The 19,457-nt window shown below is 46.7% G+C and carries 18 protein-coding genes and 1 other annotated feature; of the genes, 2 read left to right on the top strand and 16 right to left on the bottom strand.

Translation table 11 applies throughout. The features are described from left to right. Positions 1 to 31: 31 nt before the first annotated feature. The 14 genes from CS898_RS04380 to CS898_RS04305 form a co-directional block, all read right to left on the bottom strand. A complete protein-coding gene (locus CS898_RS04380; protein WP_099208240.1) occupies positions 32 to 910 on the bottom strand; it encodes a DegV family protein in 879 nt (292 codons plus the stop codon). A gap of 127 nt (positions 911 to 1,037) precedes the next feature. Further along, entirely contained in the window at positions 1,038 to 2,846 is a 1,809-nt protein-coding gene (locus CS898_RS04375; RefSeq protein WP_099208239.1) for a homoserine O-acetyltransferase/O-succinyltransferase family protein, read from the bottom strand. Positions 2,847 to 2,866: 20 nt separating this feature from the next. After that, positions 2,867 to 4,135 (bottom strand): O-acetylhomoserine aminocarboxypropyltransferase/cysteine synthase family protein, encoded by a 1,269-nt coding sequence (locus CS898_RS04370; RefSeq protein WP_099208238.1) that lies wholly within the window; start codon positions 4,133 to 4,135, stop codon positions 2,867 to 2,869. 44 nt (positions 4,136 to 4,179) lie between these two features. Next, positions 4,180 to 4,416: a binding site (T-box leader), on the bottom strand. Between the two features lie 97 nt (positions 4,417 to 4,513). Next, positions 4,514 to 5,056 (bottom strand): YacP-like NYN domain-containing protein, encoded by a 543-nt coding sequence (locus tag CS898_RS04360; RefSeq protein ID WP_039880694.1) that lies wholly within the window; start codon positions 5,054 to 5,056, stop codon positions 4,514 to 4,516. Beyond that, entirely contained in the window at positions 5,043 to 5,777 is a 735-nt protein-coding gene (rlmB, locus tag CS898_RS04355) for a 23S rRNA (guanosine(2251)-2'-O)-methyltransferase RlmB (protein ID WP_099208236.1), read from the bottom strand. The genes CS898_RS04360 and rlmB overlap by 14 nt, the downstream gene beginning before the upstream one ends. Continuing rightward, positions 5,774 to 6,526 (bottom strand): FAD-dependent thymidylate synthase, encoded by a 753-nt coding sequence (gene thyX, locus CS898_RS04350; RefSeq protein ID WP_099208235.1) that lies wholly within the window; start codon positions 6,524 to 6,526, stop codon positions 5,774 to 5,776. Before thyX ends, rlmB begins: the two co-directional genes overlap by 4 nt. Then, positions 6,516 to 6,938 (bottom strand): Mini-ribonuclease 3, encoded by a 423-nt coding sequence (locus tag CS898_RS04345; protein WP_099208234.1) that lies wholly within the window; start codon positions 6,936 to 6,938, stop codon positions 6,516 to 6,518. Before CS898_RS04345 ends, thyX begins: the two co-directional genes overlap by 11 nt. Then, the gene (cysS, locus tag CS898_RS04340; protein WP_099208233.1) at positions 6,923 to 8,308 is read right to left on the bottom strand and encodes a cysteine--tRNA ligase; all 1,386 of its coding nucleotides are present in this window, start codon (positions 8,306 to 8,308) and stop codon (positions 6,923 to 6,925) included. Before cysS ends, CS898_RS04345 begins: the two co-directional genes overlap by 16 nt. Before the next feature lie 134 nt (positions 8,309 to 8,442). Then, on the bottom strand, positions 8,443 to 8,718 hold the full coding sequence (locus CS898_RS04335; protein WP_009431619.1) for a GNAT family N-acetyltransferase: 276 nt from the start codon (positions 8,716 to 8,718) through the stop codon (positions 8,443 to 8,445). A 64-nt stretch (positions 8,719 to 8,782) separates the two neighbouring features. After that, entirely contained in the window at positions 8,783 to 10,414 is a 1,632-nt protein-coding gene (locus CS898_RS04330) for a putative manganese-dependent inorganic diphosphatase (RefSeq protein WP_099208232.1), read from the bottom strand. Positions 10,415 to 10,475: 61 nt separating this feature from the next. Continuing rightward, positions 10,476 to 12,077 (bottom strand): CTP synthase, encoded by a 1,602-nt coding sequence (gene pyrG, locus CS898_RS04325; protein WP_099208231.1) that lies wholly within the window; start codon positions 12,075 to 12,077, stop codon positions 10,476 to 10,478. Between the two features lie 10 nt (positions 12,078 to 12,087). Beyond that, complete coding sequence (locus CS898_RS04320) at positions 12,088 to 14,166, bottom strand: glutamine synthetase III domain-containing protein (RefSeq protein WP_099208380.1); 2,079 nt, start codon at positions 14,164 to 14,166, stop codon at positions 12,088 to 12,090. A 198-nt stretch (positions 14,167 to 14,364) separates the two neighbouring features. Continuing rightward, complete coding sequence (locus CS898_RS04310) at positions 14,365 to 15,513, bottom strand: alginate O-acetyltransferase AlgX-related protein (protein ID WP_099208229.1); 1,149 nt, start codon at positions 15,511 to 15,513, stop codon at positions 14,365 to 14,367. An 8-nt stretch (positions 15,514 to 15,521) separates the two neighbouring features. Beyond that, the gene (locus tag CS898_RS04305; RefSeq protein ID WP_099208228.1) at positions 15,522 to 16,940 is read right to left on the bottom strand and encodes an MBOAT family O-acyltransferase; all 1,419 of its coding nucleotides are present in this window, start codon (positions 16,938 to 16,940) and stop codon (positions 15,522 to 15,524) included. 101 nt (positions 16,941 to 17,041) lie between these two features. Here CS898_RS04305 and CS898_RS04300 point away from each other — a divergent pair, with 101 nt between their 5' ends. Beyond that, positions 17,042 to 17,611: a hypothetical protein gene (locus CS898_RS04300; protein ID WP_099208227.1), complete on the top strand. Its 570-nt coding sequence runs from the start codon at positions 17,042 to 17,044 to the stop codon at positions 17,609 to 17,611. A 38-nt stretch (positions 17,612 to 17,649) separates the two neighbouring features. Next, a complete protein-coding gene (locus CS898_RS04295) occupies positions 17,650 to 18,219 on the top strand; it encodes a nitroreductase family protein (protein WP_099208226.1) in 570 nt (189 codons plus the stop codon). A gap of 58 nt (positions 18,220 to 18,277) precedes the next feature. Here the strand turns inward: CS898_RS04295 and CS898_RS04290 are convergent, their stop codons facing one another. Together CS898_RS04290 and CS898_RS04285 are read right to left on the bottom strand one after the other, a co-directional pair. Continuing rightward, the gene (locus CS898_RS04290) at positions 18,278 to 18,820 is read right to left on the bottom strand and encodes a chromate transporter (protein ID WP_159459118.1); all 543 of its coding nucleotides are present in this window, start codon (positions 18,818 to 18,820) and stop codon (positions 18,278 to 18,280) included. 33 nt (positions 18,821 to 18,853) lie between these two features. Then, on the bottom strand, positions 18,854 to 19,387 hold the full coding sequence (locus tag CS898_RS04285) for a chromate transporter (protein ID WP_099208224.1): 534 nt from the start codon (positions 19,385 to 19,387) through the stop codon (positions 18,854 to 18,856). Positions 19,388 to 19,457: the final 70 nt, after the last annotated feature.

Genomic DNA, 19,457 nt, shown 5'->3' with positions numbered 1-19,457 from the left:
TCTCAATCTCCAAATAAAAAAGGACCTGAGCTTATAAACTCAAGTCCTTTTCTTCGTCAAAACAAGCCCAAACTGCAGCCGCCACCTTGGGGCCGGAATGGACTAAAACCACTGGGGATAGGGGGACCATTTGATAGTAGTCCGCCTGGGCTATCTCTTCCTTAAAGACTTCTTCCAGCTTGGCTTTTTCCTTTTCTCCCTGACCATAGAGGAGGGAGAGGTAGTATTTTTTCTCAGGATCTATAGATTTTTTCACTTCTTCAAGCAAATAGCGATAGGCTCTTTTTTCCCCGCGAATTTTCTCCCGGACCCCCATGAGGCCCTCTGAAAGTTCCACAATAGGCCGGATATTTAGGGCATTGGCTATGGCTCCTGTTCTTTTATTGATTCGACCTCCCCGGATTAGGTTGTCCAGACTGCCAAAATAGGCCCGGACTTGGACACAATCTTGATCCTTCATCTCTTCTAAGCCCTGGCAAATTTCTTCAAAACTAAGCCCTCGTCTTTCCAGGTCCAGGGCCCGAACCAGGTAGGCTCCTTCTGCAAAGCTTACAGCATTGCTATCAAAGACATAGATGTTAAAGTCCTTTTTTTCCTGGGCATAGAGATTTAAAAAATTATGGAAGGAAGAAAATTTATGACCCATGGTAATGACTAAAACATTTTTAATCTTTCTCTCTCTTAGCTTGTCTAGAATTTGGTCAAAGCGGTCCATAGAGCACACCGAGCTGGTGGGAATTTCCTCTTTCATCTTTTCAAATAGGCTTTCCCGGTCGATACTTTCTCCCGTTATGTATTCTCCATCTGAAAAATTAATGGCAAAGGGCAGGGAATATACTTGATGTTTTTTTAAAATTTCCTCGTCGATATCACTGGCATGATCCACGATATAAGCAATGGAATGATTCATAACTTGTCCTTTCTTCTTTTTACAGCCTTATTACTATCATACGGTTTTTATCGTTTTTGTCAAGAAAGTGAATCTTTCCCAAAGGTTAAAAAAGAGTCTTCCCTTCCGGGTCAGACTCTTTTTTCCTTTACTTATCTTCTTGGTCCTTGATTTCTGTTCCCCCTTCTTCCGGAGCATTGGTATTTAAAATCTTCAGGGTGATATTTTTTTCTTTTACCAGGTCAATGGCATCTCTTTGGTAGACCTGGGCCCCCTGGTCAATAAGGTCTGTCAATTCCTGGTAGTTCATAGAGGGAATCCTCTTGGCATCCTTGGAAAGGTTGGGGTCCTGGGTCATGATCCCACTGACATCGGTCCAGTTTTCATAGACCTCGCTTTGGAGGGCGCTGGCAATAATGGACCCGGTATAGTCAGATCCACCCCGCTTGAAAGTCCGGATGTCTCCTTGCGAGTTGGACCCGTAAAAGCCTGGAACTACAACCTTTTGCCCCTTGTGGATGGTCTTGACAATGGCCTTGTAGGTTTCCCCGTAGTCCAGTTGGTCTTGATTTTTTAACTTGATCAGGTCCTTGGCATCAATAAAGTCATAACCCAGGGCCTGGGCCAGGATTTTGGCATTTAAATATTCCCCCCGACTCAGGACAAAGTCCTTGGACTGGGTCCTATCCAGGTCTTGGAAGGTTTCGTCCAGGTCCTCTTTTAAGTCTTCTTCCAGGTCCAGGTCCCGGACGATTTCTTGGAAGCGGTCTTGGACAGCAGTCAGGGCTTCTTGGGCCTCCCGGCTCTTGGCAGCCTGGTCCTTTCGGAAGCTTTCAATCATGACCTCCAAGTCTTGGGCTCTTTTTTTGCCTTCATAGTATTTTTCCAAGAGGTCGGTGACCTTTTGGTCATCTTTTGACCTCTTACCCGGGGCTGAAACCACAATAATTTCCCGGTCTTCCTTGGCCTGGATAATATTTTTTACCTTGGAAAATTGACCGGCCGACGCCAGGCTGGATCCACCAAATTTGGCCACCTTAATCCCCTTAATTTTTTCTAATTGGTAGGGGGTTTCCTGGTAGACGCAATAGTTGAGCCAGTTGGAAAAGAAAAGAGACCCACTGGACCGCCAATTCATAATAATGTCCCCTTGGGGGTCGTCTTGGCGGTAGTAATTTTTGGGAATTTGGGTGGCCAGACCCTTGGCCAGGTCTCTTAAATACTCTTCATGGAGGGTTTCCTTGTCGTATTCCCAGTGGCCAAAGGAAAAGACAAAACGGTGGTCCAGGGTAGTGGCCAGGCCAACCCCGGTATCTTCCCGGGAGGATAAGACTTGGATTTGGGGAATCTCCCTTAGGTCCTCTTCCTTGACATAGGTGTACCTGGATTGGGGAGCATAGAAGCTGTCGTCAAAGCCCTTTAGGATGGGATCTTCCTTTTTCTTTTCATACTGGTAGATACCAAAGATTTTTTCCTCCACCTCCTGCTTGGGAACCCCAAAATAATGGTAGAGAGCTGCCTGGGCTGACCAGCAGATAAATAGGGTAGAAAAGACGTGTTCCCGGGCAAAGTCAAAGATGTTTTTCAATTCCTTCCAATAGATGATGTCTTGGTAGTCCATCCGCTCTACTGGAGCCCCGGTAATGATCATGGCGTCAAATTTTTGGTCCTTGATTTGGTCATAGGTCTTATAGAATTTTTTCAACCGGTCCTGGCTGGCATGGGTGGCCTGATAAGAATCCATCCGGACCAGGTCAATATTCATTTGCAGGGCTGAGTTAGAAAGCATCCGTAAAAGTTGCAACTCAGTTTCCTCTTTTTTGGGCATGAGATTGACAATGAGGATTTTAATAGGTCGGATGTCTTGGTGGTTGGCCTGGTCCTGGGTCATGGTAAAGATATTTTCTTGGTTTAAGACCTCCTGGTCAATGAGTTGGTCTGGTAAAATTAAGGGCATGCCTGCCTCCTTTCTTAATTTTAAGCCCTAAGAGCCTGGTCTAGGTCTTCAATAATGTCTTGAGGGTCTTCAATTCCTACAGATAGACGGATGAGATTTTTATCAATGCCGGTGGCTGCCAGGTCTTGGTCGCTGAGTTGTCTATGGGTGGAGCTGGCTGGGTGGAGGGCATGGCTACGAACATCGGCCACATGGACCACCAGGCTGATAAAGTTTAAGTTATCGATGACTCGGGCTGCTTCTTCCCGTCCCCCCTTGACGCCAAAGGACAGGACTCCACTACCGGCCTTTAGGTATTTTTTGGCATTTTCATAGGAGGGGGAATCTTCTAAGAAGGGGTAGCGGACCCAGTCCACTTTTTCATGGCCTTGTAAAAATTTGGCCACTTTCAGAGCATTTTCTGAATGTCTTTCCATTCTTAAAGCCAGGGTTTCGGCCCCTAGGTTGGTTAAAAAGGCATTAAAGGGACTTAAAGATGCTCCCAGGTCTCTTAGATAGACTGCCCGGGCCCGGGTTAGGTAGGCCAAGGGGCCAAAGCTTTCTGTATAGGACAGACCATGGTAGGCAGGATCTTTTTCCGTTAGGAGGGGGGTCTTGCCTTGGGTCCAATCGTAGTTGCCGCTGTCTACAATGATTCCTCCAATGCTGGTGGCATGGCCGTCAATGTACTTGCTGGTGGAGTGGATCACCAGGTCGGCACCATAATCAAAGGGCCGGCAAAGGACTGGAGTGGCAAAGGTGTTGTCTACAATCAATGGAATTTGATGGCGGTGGGCAATGTCGGCTAGGCCTTGGATGTCAATGACTTCTGCACTGGGATTGGAGATGGTTTCGGCATAGATGGCCTTGGTGTTTTCTTGGATGGCTCCTTCTACTCCAGCCAGGTCATCATAGTGGACAAAGCTGGTGGAAATCCCCATTCTCTTTAGGGTAGAGGCCAAAAGGGAGTGGATTCCCCCATAGATGTTGTTGGCCGATACAATATGGTCCCCAGCTTGGGCCAGGGTTAAAAAAGCAATGGTGGCTGCAGCTTGGCCGGAAGAAAGGGCCAGGGCGCCAATGCCCCCTTCCAGGGCCGTAATTTTCTTTTCCAAAACTTCCACCGTGGGATTGGACAAGCGGGAGTAAAAGTGTCCCGGAACCTTAAGGTCAAAAAGGTCTTGGACATCCTGGGTCTTGTCATATTTAAAGGTAATGGATTGGCTAATGGCCGGAATTCTCTCTTGGCCATTTTTAGGATCATATCCTGCTTGTACGCATAGGCTTTCAATATTTTTTGTCTCTTTCATACTTTCCTCTTTTCTTTAATTTCTCAATAAAAAAAGCTTCCGCCCCAAAGGACGAAAGCATAAACTTCGTGTTACCACCTTAATTCATCCAGCTTTTGCAAGCTAGACCTCTTTAGGTACCATCATACCCTAGCCCTGTAACGGGAGCACCCGTAGCCGCCTAAAAACTTCAACAGCTCCAATAAAAAGACCATCTTCCCAAGTTCTTTCTTTGCTTCTTCCACCAAACGAAGCTCTCTGGAAAAGTCCAAACTCAGTACTCTTCTTTTTCTCTTGTTTAATATATATGGAATTATACAGGGGGATTTTCCCCTTGTCAAGATTTTTTTCCCAAAGAGGAAAATTTTTCCACATTATCTCCCTTTAAGGGGGAAAATCTTAATGGGGGTCCAAGCGGTCCTTGAGATCTTTTAAGGACTCTAAGGTTTCTTCTTCCCAGGCATTGACCTTAGATTCCGACTTGAGCTGCCTCTTTCTCCGAACCAAGCCCTCCTTGGCATGGGCCACTTCCACTTCCAATTCCCGAGCAGAAATCCGCTTGCCTCCCCGGGATAGGATCATTTGCTGCTCCATGGAGTCACTGGTGGCCACCCGGACATTGCGGTGGCGACCAATCAAGGTCAGCTCTTGCTCAATATAGTGGTCGGCTGTTTGCATGGCCTTGGTAAAGACCACCTGGATTCCCTTGTAGTGAAATTCCTCCCCAGGATTTTTCTTGACCTTGTAGCCGTCAAAAACTAAAATCACCGCCTGGCCAGTATAGTGGGCATAGTCCACCAGGATATCCATGAGCTTTTTCCGGGCATTTTCAAAGTCTTCCTCCCTTTCCCTTTCAAAGATGGACCAGGAGTTTAAAATATTGTAGCCATCTACAAATAAGTAGGCCCTTTTTTTGCGATAGTATGGCTTAACCCTCTTCATGGCGCTGTCTTGCAATGTCAAAGGCCAAGATTCCCGCTGAAACCGACACATTTAAAGAATCCAGGTTCCCATACATGGGAATAGATAAAATCCCGTCTAGGTGGGACTTGGTGGGGTCACTGAGGCCCTTGCCCTCACTGCCTAGAACTAGGCAGATGGGCCCCTTGGTATTTTGCTTGTAGTAGGCTTGGCCCCCCATGTCGGCCCCGTAGACCCAGATGTTTTCCTTTTTCAATTTCTCAATGGTTTGGTTGACATTGGTTACTTGGGCAATTTTTATATGGGCGCAGGCTCCGGCAGAGGTTTTAAAAACCGTAGCCGTAACCTTGGCTGACCGGTGCTTGGGAATCAAGACCCCATGGGCCCCGGCCAGGTAGGCCGTCCGGATAATGGCTCCCAGGTTTTGGGGGTCTTCCACCCCGTCTAAAAGGACTAGGAAGGGGTCTTCTCCCCTTTTCCGGGTGTAGGCTAAAATTTCCTCATAGGAAGAATAGTTGTAGGGCTTAATTTGACAAACCACCCCCTGGTGGTTTTTTCCCCCTGCTAAATCGTCTAAAAAAGCCTTGTCCACCAGCTGGACAGGGAGCTTTTTCTCCCGGGCCAAGTCTTGAAATTTGGCCACATTCCCCTTGTTATTTTTTAAGAGGTAGACCTTTTTGGCCATGGACTTTTCTATGGCTTCTTCGGCTGGTTTACGACCGAAAATTAAATCTTCTATCATTCTTGACCACCTAAAAAATATTCCCTAACTTCTTTGATCTTCCCACAAGTCATGGCCCCTTCAGGACAGGGTCCTTGGAGGCAACCCGGTCCTGCCTTGGCAAAGATTTCTGGGTAGACCTTTTTGACCTCTAGAAGCATTTGCTTGGCCATCTCCCGGATCTCCCACTGGGCCCGGTTACAAGTTCTGAGAGAGAAAAAGTGCAGGAGGGTCCGGACATTCATGGTTAGGATGACCTTGGTTTCACAGGCATTGGGAAAGACGTAGCGGGCATCTTCAATGGCCTTTTTTTCAATGGCTCTTTTTTCCTTATCTGTTACCGGTCCCTTGGCCAATTCTTCCTGGACCAGGCTATCTACCAAGGCCTGGTAGTCCCTTTGGTCTCTCTCCATGGCCTGGATGAAAATTTCCCTGGCCTTGGGATTTTTTTCTATGGCCGGTGGCACCACATAGTCAAACTGGTCCAAACGGACATAGCGTTGGGACTGTTGGGAATAGCTGGCCAGCCTATGCCGGACCAGTTGGTGGGAGCAGGCTCTGGAAATCCCCTCTACATAAAAACTAAAGGAAACATGCTCCATGGGAGACATATGGCCCATGTCGGCCAACATCTTGACAAAGCGAGCTACTTCCTCTGGAGATAATTTTTCCTTGATTTCCTTTAAGCCTGCTTGAGAATAGCAAAGCTTGGCCCCTTGGGCAATTAATTGGTCCCCATGGGGGGTGTAGTTTAATAGTTCAACCTTCATTTTCTTCCCACATCCTTTGGAATAATTCTCTTAAACGGTTTTCTTGCCCTGTCAAATAGAGGTAGCCCCAGAGACTTTCAAAGCCTGTAGCCAGACGGTAGTCGTTCATGCTGGCATTCTTGGCCCGGGTCTTGGGGTGGGCATTGCGGCCCCGTCTTAGATAGTCTTTTTCCTGGTCAGTTAATAGGTCCTCAATCTTTTTAACCCCCTGGGCCTGGGCTTGGGCCTTGACCATGCCGGCACTTTTCCTGTGGAGCTGGGCCACCTTGGTCCGGGCGTCCAGGATATAGGACCGGACCATGATTTCATAGACAGCATCTCCCAGGTAGGCCAGGGTTAAAATGGGTATTTCCCTTAGGGCAATTTCTCCGTCTTTGGCCATATTTAGGCCAGGACTTAAATTCTCTTCCATTTTGTTCCATCTCGTGAATCTTCAATGGCAATGCCCATTTCCAAGAGTTGGTCTCTAAGGGCATCAGCCCGGGCAAAATCCTTGTTCTTTCTGGCTTCTTCTCTTTCCTTAATGAGCTTTAAGACCTCTTCTTCAGCCTGGTCTTCTTCCTTGTACAAGAGTCCCAAAACCTTGGCCAAGGATAGGTAGCTTTCTTGGGCCCCTTTCAAGCTTTCCAGGCCGATTTCTTCATTGATGCCTTGGTTGATTCGCTTGGACAGGTCAAAGAGCTTGGACAGGGCATCGGCTGTATTCATGTCATCTTCCATGGCCTGGCAAAATTCTTCTTTTAATCGCTGGATATCTTGGTCAAAGTCTGGGTCTGATCCTGGCTTAGCAGCCTTCAGGGCTCCTTCTAGGCGGTCCTTGGTGTTGTAGAGTCTTTCCAGGGCATTTTTATTTTGGTCCATGACTTCTTTGGAAAAGTTAATGGGGCTGCGGTAGTGGCTGGAAATTAAAAAGAGTCGGAGGACTTCCAGGTCATATTCCTTGGAAATATCCCGAACGGTAAAAAAATTCCCCTTGGACTTACTCATTTTTTCATGGTCTACGGTAATCATGCCGTTGTGGAGCCAAAAACGGGCAAAGTCTTGGCCATTGTGGGCTTCTGATTGGGCAATTTCATTTTCATGGTGGGGAAATTCCAGGTCTTCTCCTCCGGTGTGGATATCAATGGTCTTACCTAAAAGGGTTTTGGCCATTACAGAACATTCAATGTGCCAGCCAGGACGACCTTGGGACCAGGGACTTTCCCAGGCGGGTTCTCCTTCTTTTTTCTTCTTCCAAAGGGCAAAGTCGCCGGGATTTTTCTTCTTTTCATTGACATCAATCCGGGCCCCACTTTGGAGCTCATCCAAGTTTTTGCCGGAGAGCTTCCCATAGTCCTTGGCCTTGGTGATGTCAAAGTAAACATCCCCATCCAACTCATAGGCTGCCCCCTTGTCTACCAGGTCCTTGATAAAGTGGATGATTTCATCCATATACTCTGTGGCCCGGGGGTTGATGGTCTTGTATTCATACAGGTTGAGACCTTGGGCATCTTTTTTAAATTCTTCAATATAGCGTTCAGCAATTTCCTTGGCTTCCAGTCCCTCTTCATTGGCCTTCTTGATGATCTTGTCGTCAATATCCGTAAAGTTGACAACAAAGTCAACATCCCAGCCCTTGTAGATAAAATACCGTCTAAGGCTGTCAAAAACTACCATAGGCCGGGCATTTCCAACATGTATATAGTTGTAAACTGTAGGTCCACAATTGTACATCCTTACATGCTTGTCTTGGAGGGGTTCAAATTCTTCTTTTTTTCTCGTTAGGGTGTTATATAATTTCATCCGATCCTCCCAAAATCTATGAATTCTTCCTATAAAAATATACTTGTAATCTCTTCTATTATACGAAAAAAGCCCTCTTGCTTCAAGAGAGCAAAAAAGAGCCCGACACCCTAGGATGTCAGGCTTTTCTTTATTTATCCAAGATAAACATCTTGATAGTCTTGGGTCTTATCTAATTTGTCCTTGGCATAAGAACAGGTTGCCCGAAGCTTAAAGCCGTCTTTACGGGCCTTTTCTACCAAGGCTTCCAGTAATTTTCCAGCCACACCTTGGCCCCTAAGTGAGGAGTCTACAATGGTATGGGTGATATTGACTTGGTCTTGGCCACAATCTTCATATTGGATAATGGCCTTGTAGTGGTCTTGGTCTGGACCTAGATAGATACAATTTTTTCCTTCTTTAAATTCCATATTTTCCTCCTTGTACTTTCTTATCTTACATTTTCTTTTTACCCCTTTTAAGGGGCTTTAAACATTAAGACAGGGCTTCGATGACCTTGGGGAGGGCTTGTTTTTTCCGGGAAAGGAGTTTTGGAATAATCTTTCCGCCAGTTTTCCAATTTTGACTAATATGGCTTTGGATGGTTTTTTTACATGGTCCTTCTACGATTAGGAGGGATTCTTCCTTTAAAATATCCGTCAACATAAAGACAAAGACATCTTCCTTGCTTTCTGCCAAGACGTCCAACATGGCCTTGGAAAAGTCTTTTTCCATGGACTTTCCAGCTTCCAGGTTCATGGTAAAGGCCTGGCCAATCCGGCATTGTTTCCCCTTGACCTGGAAGACCTTGACATCCCCCCGGACCAAGGACCCTATATCGCTTTTGGAAAAGCTGGTTCCGGCTTCAAAGAGCTCCATGGCATAGGCATGGAGCTCTAGGCCAGCAATTTTGGCCAGACGGTCTGCCAGGTATTCATCTTGCCGGGTAGAGGTTGGGGACCGAAATTCCAAGGTGTCAGACAGGATGGCGCTTAAGAGAAGGCCGGCAATTTCTGGACTGGGGTCCAAGCCATATTCAAAGTAGAGCTTGCTAATGATGCTGGCTGTCGATCCTACTGGTTCATTACGGAAGAAGATGGGTTCATTGGACATGGGAGCAGCCACCCGGTGGTGGTCGATAATTTCTATGATTTCCGCCTCTTCAATGTCCTCTACACTTTGCTTGCTTTCATTGTGGTCCACCAAGATCAGCTTGGGCTTTTTATAGCGAAGGAGGTGGGCCCGGGCAAGAGACCCCACAACCCGGTCTTGGTCATCCAAAACGGGGTAGGCTCCAAAACGGGACTTGACGACTTCTTCTTGGACTTCGTCCAGGTCCTGGTCCAGGTAAAAGACCTTGAGGTTGGACTTGGAGGACTGGTAGCCTACAGGTACTGCTTGAGGCAAGAGCCGGGCAGTCATAAAGGTGGATAGAGGTGTTCGAATTACCATGACATCAAGTTCTTTCGCCTTTTCTAAGATTCTCTTGGACACCTTGGCATTCCGGGTTAAAATCATGATGCTAACCCGTCTGTCCAGGGCAGCTTCCTGGTATTCTTCCCGGTCTCCCACAATAACCACATCGTTTTCTTTAATGGAGTTGGTTGAATTTTCCGGAGCATTGGCAAAAACCCGCATGGCCCCCCGGCGGTTAACCAGGTCCCCCTGGCCCACTAGAGGGGTCCCTCTGAGGACCTTTAGGATGTTTTTAATAGGCGTTTGGGCATCGTATAGGATTTCATCGGCCCAAACATCCCCATAGGACCGCCAAAGGTCTTGGAGGCTAACAATGCCAAAGAGCTTGTCCTCTTCTGTAATAAAAAGGGTGTGTCTTTGCTCGTCTTGGAGCAGGTTCACCGCTTCATACAGGGACATATTTTCATCTACACACAGGGCCTGGTCAAAGTCCAGGTCTTCTACTTGGGCCTTCATGGATTCCAGCAACTTGGGTGGCTGAAAACCAAAGCGGTCCAAGACATAAGTCGTTTCTTTATTCAAGCTACCCAAGCGGATTGGAAGATAGGTCCCCTTGGATGTTTGCCTTTTAAAGTCGGCATAGGCAATGGCACTGGCTATGGAATCTGTATCGGGATTCCTGTGGCCAGTAATATAGGTTGTTTCTTTCATAATTCCCCCTTAAAACTGACAAAAACAGAGACGGTTGCCTAAACAATCGTCTCCTCGTTTTTTATTTTTTATTCTTTAATGATGTTTGGATAAACCCGTTAAACAAGGGATGGATGCGGTTGGGTCTGGACTTAAATTCCGGATGGAATTGGCAGGCCAGGAAGAAGGGGTGGTCCTTCAATTCCACAATTTCTACCAGGTCCAGGTCCTCGTGGATGCCTGAAAAAATCAAGCCCCCTTGTCTTAATTGTCCCCGAAAATCGTTGTTTAACTCATAGCGATGACGGTGGCGTTCCTCTACACTTTCTTGGCCGTAGAGGTTCCGGGCCAGGCTTCCTTCCAACAAGTGGCAGGAATAGTTCCCCAAGCGCAGGGTTCCCCCAACATTTTCCACAGAAATTTGACTTTCCATCAGGTCAATGACGGGATAGTTGGTGTCAGGATTTTGCTCAGAAGAAGAGGCATCCTTGAGGTTGCAAAGATGACGGGCAACATCCAAAACGGCAATTTGCATCCCCAGGCAGATTCCAAAATAGGGAATCTTGTTTTCTCGAGCATACTGGCTTGTTGCAATCATGCCCTCGATGCCCCGGTTGCCAAAACCTCCAGGAACAATGATACCATCTAGGCCTTTTAGGTGTTTTTCCGGTCCGTCTTTTTCAATTTCTTCAGAATCAATCCATTGGATATGGACCTTGGCCCCATTTTCATAGCCTGCATCCATCAAGGCTTGGGCCACAGACAGGTAGGCATCGTGGAGTTGGACATACTTGCCCACCAGGCCAATGGTTAGGTCCTGGTCTGCCTTTTTAAACCGGTCCACCATATCCTTCCATTCGTGGTGGCGGCTTTCCTTGGCTTCTAGGTTTAACAGTCCCAGGATATAGTCATCCAACTTTTGCTTGTGGAAAATCAAGGGCACTTCATAGATCAAGTCCACATGCTCAGATTGGACTACCGCTTCTGGAGGTACGTCACAGAAGAGGGAAATCTTATTTCTCAAGGACTCATCAACATCTCCGTCAGACCGGGTAATGATGACATCCGCCTTGATTCCTTGGCTCATCAATTGTTTGTAAGAGTGTTGGGTTGGCTTGGTCTTTAATTCATCAGACCCTGGAATTTGAGGAACCAGGACTGTATGGATAAAGGCCACATCCCCCTTGGGATGCTCGGAATGGACTTGCCGGATGGCTTCAATAAAGGGCAGGGACTCGATATCTCCCACAGTTCCCCCAATTTCAGTAATGACCACATCGGCACCGGATTCCTTGGCCGCCTTGGTAATGGCCCCCTTGATTTCATCCGTCACATGGGGGATGACTTGAACAGTCTTGCCGTCATAGTCTCCCCGGCGTTCTTTTTTAATAACCTTTAAATAGATTTTACCAGTGGTGATGCTGGCTCTTTTGGTTAATTCTTCATCGGTAAAGCGCTCGTAGTGACCCAGGTCCAGGTCTGTTTCTGCCCCGTCTTTGGTGACAAAAACTTCTCCATGTTGGTAGGGACTCATGGTTCCCGGGTCTACGTTTAAATAGGGGTCAAACTTTTGCATAAAGACGCTGAAGCCCCGGTCTTTCAGTAAGCGTCCAATACTGGCAGCGCTGATTCCCTTTCCAATTCCGGAAACAACACCTCCGGTTACAAAGATATACTTTGTCATTTTTTCCTCCTTACATGACCGAATTGAATAGGTCTTCATAACTTGGAAGAGACCAGTTCCCACGACTGATTTCTTCTTCTAAACCATCAGAAATTTCTCGAATTTTCTTTAACTCTTCTACAACTTGTCCTTGTAAATAGTCCGCCTTTTCATCGATACTGGCCAGCTTTTCACAGGTCTCTAATTGGGACTTTAGGACTTCTTTTTCTTGGTAGAGTCGGTCCAAACCAGCTGTTAGCTTTTCTAGATGGCTGGTCAAGGCCTGACTGTCAACAAGCCTAAAAGCTTGGCTGACAAAGTTGATTTCTTCAATTACAGAGGGGATAAGGTCTTTTTGTAGGATGGACAAGAGGGTCCTGGCTTCCAGGCCGTGGACCTTGACCACTTCTTCCATGCAAACTTCATAGAGGGCATAGAGTTCTTCCTTGGTAAAGATCTTATGTTTAACAAAAAGTTCAATGCTCTTGTCGTCCTTGAGGGCCTTAACAGCTTCATGGAAGGTTCCATAGCAGGGCAGTCCCCGTCTTTGGGCTTCTTGCTTCCATTGGTCGGAATAGTTGTCCCCACTGTAGAGGATTCTTTGGTGGTTCTTAAGCTCTTCTCGAATTAATTGGTAGGTTTCTTTCTTTAGGTCCTGACCTTCGAGGCCCTTGAGCCGGTCCACATAGCCTTCCAGGATATCTGCCATGGCTGTATTTAAGACGATATTGACATCGGCAGCACTGAGAGAGGACCCCAGCATTCTAAATTCAAACTTGTTTCCGGTAAAGGCAAAGGGGCTGGTCCGGTTCCGGTCAGACAGGTCCCGGGGTACATAGGCCAGGTTGTTGATCTTAATATCAGCTACATCCATCTTGGGCTTAAAGTCCCCTTCTTCAATGGACCTTAGGACTTCTTCCAGGTCTTCTCCTAAGAAGATGGAGATAATAGCTGGAGGAGCTTCTTGAGCCCCTAGACGGGCATCATTGCTGGGACTGGAGCTGGCCACCCTAAGTAGGGTTGCATACTTGTCGGCTGAAGCAAGCATGGCTGTTAAAAAAACCAGGAAGAGGAGGTTTTCTTGAGGGTTGTCTCCTGGGTCAAAGCAGTTTAGGCCGTAGTTGGTGGCCAGGGAATAGTTGTTGTGCTTTCCAGACCCATTGACCCCCTTAAAGGGTTTTTCGTGGAGGATGCACTTTAAGCCGTGTTTTTTTGCGGTCTTTCGTAAAAGACTCATACAGAGGTGGTTGTTGTCAATGGTGACATTAGAGTTTTCAAACAAGACGGCAATTTCGAATTGGCAGGGTGCCGCTTCATTGTGTTCTGTCTTGGCGTAAATTCCCAGTTTATAGAGCTCTGCATTGAGGTCGGCATAAAAGTCCATAACCCTCTTGGGAATGGATCCAAAATAGTGGTCATCCAGGTCTTGCCCTTTGGCAGGTTCAGCCCCTACCAGGGTGCAGTCACAGTTGATGATGTCTGGCCTTTTTTGAGCCAATTTTTCATCCACTAGGAAAAATTCTTGTTCCAAACCAACCTTGGGGCGGACCCGGTAGGTTTTTTCATCCCGGGCAAAGAGGTTGGCAATTTCGGCTCCATAGTGGCCCACCAGATTCATGGATTCCAGCAAGGGTCCCCGCTTGTCCAATCTTTCCCCCCGGTAGGAGACAAAGATGGATGGAATATAGAGGATGTTGTCAATGATAAAGGAATTGGCTGTACAATCCCAGTAGGTATAGCCCCGGGCTTCAAAAGTCGACCGCATGCCTCCACTGGGGAAGCTGGATGCATCAGGCTCGCCCTTAATCAGTTCCTTGCCTGAAAAACGAATCATGGGTTCTAAATCATCGGTCCGGTCCATAAAGGATTCATGTTTTTTTGCCGTGGCTCCATTTAAGGGGAAGAACCAGTGGGCATAGTGGGTTGCTCCATTTTCAATGGCCCAGGTCTTCATGGCATGGGCAATGGCATCGGCCGTTTCCCGGTCCAGGTCTTGTTGGTTGCGGATGGCATTTTTCCACTTTAAGTAAATGGGATAGGGTAGCCTTTCCTTCATCTTTTGCTTGTTAAATGTCATTTTTGCAAAATCATGTAACGAATTTTCGATCATAGTCCCTCCTAGCATATTCCCTCCTAGCAAAACAAAAAATTGGTCCTTTCTAGACAAAGAACCAATATAAAAAACTCTATTAAGGTGTTTTCTTTTATAATACAGAAAAAGTCCCCTCTTGTCAATAATCTTAAAAAATTTAACCAGGCCATAAAGCCCATCCTATCCCCCTTTGGGAGATTTCTATGAAAAAATTTTTCAATAAAATCGTCCATTGGGGGATTCCTTTAAATAGATACCACTGTCCCGGATGCAGAGGCAGTAGTCGTAGTGGCCACTTTCAAGCTCCTTGAAAAAGTCCTCCTTCTTGCCATAGCGAAAATCAAAGCTGGTCATCTGACTCAGATAGGGGGCCAGGATACTTTCCAGACCATTGGTATAGGAATCACCATAGACCAGGACCTTGAGACCTCCTGGCCGGTCTGTCTTTAAAACAGAATAGGCCTGGTCTCCTCCCATGTAGATTCCATAGTCCACTGTGGCCTTTTCAGGATTTAGCTCCAAGACCTGGCCAGGGCCTGCCGGGGTTTCCAGCTGGTAGGTCCAGGGCTTTTTATAGCGATAGTAGGTCAAGCTTTCCTTAGGGCCCAATCCTGGTACCTTGCGACTCCTAGACCCTACAAAGGGCCGGGGGTCCCTTACTTCTTCAAAATCTTCCTGGATTTTTTGGCCATAGGGGCTGGCCATCTTCTTTAAAATTTCTTGGCCTTCTAAAAGCAGACCCCGGTTGGAGCAGTGGTGGTCGCTTCTTAAGTAGTAGGCTTCCGGGTCTTGGGCCAAGAGGTCCCGCAAAAACAAGGCCTCCACCCCGGCTTGGTCCAAGGCTTCCTTCAAGGCTTCCTCCCCCTGGGCCAGGTAGCCGGTGTCTTCCATATAGGATGGAAATTTGGAGGAAAAAATATCCGTCTGGTTGGGAATCCCCACAAAGAGAAAACGGGTCCCGTACTTTTGACAGTCCCCCTGGAGTTTTTGATAAAAACGAGCCATATCCTGGGCAGACAGGTCCGGCCGCAGGGAGTCTGTGTCCATCCCATCTAGATAGGGGAGTTGGACAGGCCCCTGCCAATAGACATTGTTGACTACAGGCCTTCTTAGGATTTTCCCCTGGAAGATGGTCTTAAGCTGGATTAGGTCTTGCCGCCAGGGGTTGACATCTTGGATGTAGTCATTGACCTGGTTAAAATAATCTCCGGATTCCAGACCCTCCAGGGTCATTTGAGGCTTGTCCATAGTGGACCTGTTTTCAGAAAACAAGGGCCCATGGTAGGGGCTTGTTTGAAAGAAAATTCCCAAGCCCAGGCAGAGGGCCAGGGATATAAGAATTAAAACTTTTTTTAAAAGCTTCATGGGTCCTCCTAAAAACGAAAATAGATAAAGGGGTTAAAACCCCCGGTCAACATGTAAACCAGGGCTAAAAGAAAGATGATAAAGAGGCCAAGGCCAGCCAAGAGACCAAAGGCTTGGTTCCTCTCCGCCCTGGCAAAGGCCCACTTTTCCAGGGGCATGGAAAAGAGAATAGCCAGGCAAAAAGTCAGACCGTAGTTGACTAGGATATAGGCATCCGTCGAGGATAGTAAGGACCTCCAAGTCCAGGTAACCCTTCCCTCCAGGTAGGGATGGCCCAAGAGGGACCGGACCAGGTTGGCCAGGACTGTCAGGTCTTCACAGCGGAAGATGACCCAGCCAAAAAAGATAAAGCATAGGGTTAAGACATGGCTTAGGGTCTTAGGTCCCCAGGACTTTAAGAAAAATTTTTCCACCATCAATAGGAGAAAATAATAGAGTCCCCAAAGAATATAATTCCAATAGGCCCCGTGCCAGAGGCCCGTTAAAAACCAAACCACAAAGAGGTTGAAGATTTGCCTTAAAAGCCCCTTCCTATTCCCACCCAAGGGGATGTAGACATAGTCCCGAAACCAGCTAGACAGGGAAATATGCCAACGCCGCCAAAATTCAGTAATGGACCGACTGATATAGGGAAAGTTGAAATTTTCTAAAAAGTGGAAGCCGAAAATCCGGCCCAGACCAATGGCCATGTCGGAATAGCCTGAAAAGTCATAGTAGATTTGAAAACTATAGCTGACCATGGCTAAAAGAAAACCCACCGGGTCCGTCTTCCCAGCCAGGTCGTCAAAATAGTAGTTGGCCACCAGGGCCATTTGGTTGGCCAGAAGGATTTTCTTGGAAAAGCCCAGCATAAAGCGCATAAGGCCATAGTAGGCATCCTCCCAAGAATGGGTCCGGTCCTTAATCTCCAAGGCCACCGTCTCGTAGCGGACAATGGGGCCTGCAATGAGTTGGGGAAATAAGCTTATGTAGAGGGCCACATCCAGGGGATTTTTTTGAACTGGGGCCTCCCGGCGGTAGATGTCAATGGTATAGGACATGGCTTGGAAGGTAAAAAAAGAAATCCCAATGGGCATTAGGATGTCCCGGTAGGGGAGTTCCCAGGCAAAGAGGCCATTGAGATTGGCCAGGGTAAAATTATAGTACTTAAAATAAAACAAGGGTAAGAGGTTTAAAAAGATGCAAAGGCCCAGGTAAAACTTCCTGGTTCTTAGTCTTTCTTCCTGGTGGATGGCCAGGGCAAATCCATAGTTCATCAAAATGGAATAGACCATGACCCAGAGGTGGACCCCCGCTCCGGCAAAGTAAAAAAATAGGCTGGCCAAAACCAGGACCATATTTCTTAGGGATAATTTTTTCAGGGAAAAATAGGCAAGACAAACCAGGGGTAAAAAATAAAATAAAAAAATTGAACTTGAAAAAACCATGTCTCTGCCCCCTTCTTATTCATTTATCCTACCATAACTTTCTTGGATTTTCTATGGTATCTTTGGCCAAAATGGGGTAAAACTATAGAGAGGTGAAAAGAATGTTATTTGTTCAATTTATACAAGATAGTGTCCAAAAAGAAATTGGCCTAGTTAGAGACCAAGGCCAATTAGAGGCCCTCATCCAAGCCATCGAAGAAGTCTGTCCCTTGGAAAACCTAGAAGGAGACTACTTTATCCATAAAAAAGACCTACCCGACTATGGAGAAATCCACTTCCATGGCCACAAGATCCCCTTGAGCCGGTTTGAATTTCCCCTGGAAGATGATATCTACATCCAAGGCCAGCTTTTGAGAGATTTAAGCCAAGAAGGCCAAGGCTATGGTGACTCCTACCTGGTTATTGAAAACTACGCCATCCCATCAGGAGAAGTCCAAGCCTATATCCGAGACCGGGAGGCCGCCTACCAAAGAGTCAAATCCGCCCTGGAAGACCGAGGCTTTCAAGTTTCTCGCTCTCTCCAAGGGTCTGAAGATGGAGAGGCCATCGTCCTGGAAAAAGACGGCTGCCAGAAATGGTATTTTGCCGCCCTGGACCCAGGCTTTGTAGCTGACCTTCCCAAGGATGAAAAAGACTTCCAAGCCATGGTGGACGATTATTTACAAGATTAAAAAAGATTGATTTAATTATAAAAAAGAAAGGAGATCCTATGATTCTCGAATCCCTACAAACCCGTCGTAGCCGTTACCAACTCAACAAGGACCTACCCCTATCCCAAGACCAGGTCATCTACCTCCTAGAAGACCTCTTGGAACTGGTTCCCGATGCCTTTAATATGAAAAGCTCCAAGGTCCTTTTGGCCTTTGACCAAAGCCATGACCAACTTTGGGACCAAGTCGCTGCTTCCTTTAATGGCAAGGTTCCCCAAGACAAAATCGACAGCTTTAAAGCCGCAGCTGGCACCATTCTCTTCTTTATCGACCAAGATACCGTCAACCAGATGAAAAAAGACCAGCCCATCTATGCCCACAATATGGATGACTGGGCCCAACAAGCCAGCGGTATGTTGCAAATCAGTGTTTGGACCGCCCTGGCCGAATTAGGTGTGGGAGCCAATATCCAACACTACAACCCCCTCATTGACCAGGATATTAAAAAACTCTTTCAAGTCCCCGATTCCTACCAACTTGTAGCTCAAATGCCCTTTGGTGGCATTGTAGAGGAACCCCCAGCCAAGGAAAAAGACTATCCCTTTAACCGGATTCAAATCTTCTATTAAAGTTCAAGCTAAAAGAAAAGGCCCATCCTTTCGGATGGACCTTTTTTATTTCCCCAACTTAAAAGAGGGGCAATAGGTAGAGATAGTAGACCACTCCCAAGACTCCTGCCCCCACCAGGACCAGGATGGGGTGGATCTTTAATTTCACCACAGCAAAAAGGGCCAGGAGAAAAAAGACCAGGTTGTGGATTCCTGTAATGGAAATTTTCCCAATGGAAAAACAGGCGGCTGCAATGATACCAATGACTGTCGGCCGGATCCCTGCCAGGGCCAAGTTTAGATTCTCACTATCTTTAAATTTTTGAAAGTAGTGGGAAACAAGTAGGGCCAAGACAAAGGGAATCAAGACCACACAAAGGGTCAAGAGGATCCCCATACCGGGGCCGTAGAGTTTAAAGCCCACATAAGTCGATGAATTGACGGCAATAGGACCTGGGGTCATCTCCGCCACAGCCACAATATTGACAAATTCCTTGGCCTCAATCCACTGGTTCACTTCCACCACTTCTTTTTGGATCAAGGCCAAAACGGCATAGCCTCCCCCAAAGGAAAAGGCGCCAATCTTGATAAAAGTTAGGATTACATGTAAAAATACAGCCATCATTTCCTCCAAATCACATCTTAAATGCTCTTTTTATAGTTTTTCTCTTACAAAAATTCCAAACAAGGCGCCAGCCACAATAACAAAAATAGGGTGGACATCCAAGACGCTAATGGCAAGAAAGGCCAGAACCATTAAGAGCCAATTGTATTTTTCCCTCAACTTAACTGACTTACCCAGCTTAAAAACCGAATAGAGAATCAAGGCCACCACAGCTGGCCGGATTCCTTCAAAGAGGGCTTGGGCTATGGGGGAATCAGTAAAATGCTCAAAGGCACTGGCTATCAGGAGAATAATCAAGATAGAAGGACTGATGGCTCCCAGCATGGCAGCCAGGGCCCCCTTAAAGCCCATAATATGGTAGCCTACAAAGGTCGCCGTATTGGTAGCCAGGGGGCCTGGAATGGAATTAGTCAGGGCTATGGAATTTAAAAATTCTTCATCACTCATCCAGCCGTGGTTATTCACCACCTCATCCTGGATAATGGGTAACATGGCATAGCCTCCCCCAATGGTAAAGGCTCCAATCTTAAAGAAAACAAAAAATAAATGGGCTAATTTTTTCACCGGCAACCTCCTAATCATTTCCTACTTCTATACTAAGCCTTATTTTTAGAATCTGCAAACTTATTTCTAG

The sequence above is a fragment of the Urinicoccus timonensis genome, from assembly GCF_900232945.1.
GTDB lineage: Bacteria > Bacillota > Clostridia > Tissierellales > Peptoniphilaceae > Urinicoccus > Urinicoccus timonensis.
The sequence above is the reverse complement of the archived record's forward strand: the minus strand, read 5'-3'. Positions and strand labels throughout refer to the sequence as shown.